Raw genomic sequence first — 615 nt, 5'->3', positions numbered from 1 at the left:
CAAAACCACTTCCGCATCGGAATGAGTTTGAAAACGATATTTGGACTCCAATTGTGAGCGTAATTCTTTGTAATTATAAATTTCCCCGTTTATGGCGACAAACATTGTTTGCTGTTGATTCCAAATTGGCTGTTTTCCTCCGACAACATCGATAATTGACAAGCGTCTAAATACTAGCGATAAGCGCTCGGAGTTAAAAAATTGCTCATCATCAGGGCCTCTTTGAGACAATTGCTCGCTCATCTTGTGCAAAATGCTTTCGCGTTGGGAATGATTAAGTTGCTGAGTCCCACTTGTCAGAAAACCCGCAAATCCACACATGATAAATTTTTACTTAAACTTTTAATGCTAGTACTAAATCTTATATGATTTCTTGGGAGAAAGTGGCGATGTTCCCCAGCCAACATTAGAAGCATTCGCTGCGTGCGATCGCCTCAAGCCTTTATCCTTACGAGAAAAGACAATAAAAACCGTGTCACTTTCTTACGTGGTGCTCTGCACAAGAGGCTTAGTTTGAATTTCAATTTGTTTAATAAAATCTCTTAACAAGCAGGTTTAGTCTAGTTCGCGGTGCGAAACTGCAAACCTTTACGGCGATTGATGTGTACGAAATAT

The 615-nt window shown here is 39.8% G+C and carries 1 pseudogene; it reads right to left on the bottom strand.

The window, feature by feature from the left end:
* Positions 1-321 (bottom strand): annotated as a pseudogene (locus ACM0OZ_RS49165) (asparagine synthetase B); the annotation flags it as partial.
* Positions 322-615: the final 294 nt, after the last annotated feature.

This window comes from Scytonema sp. PCC 10023 (assembly GCF_963920835.1).
GTDB lineage: Bacteria > Cyanobacteriota > Cyanobacteriia > Cyanobacteriales > Nostocaceae > Kalymmatonema.
Note: the sequence above shows the minus strand (reverse complement) of the source record. Positions and strands in the feature narration are given on the sequence as shown.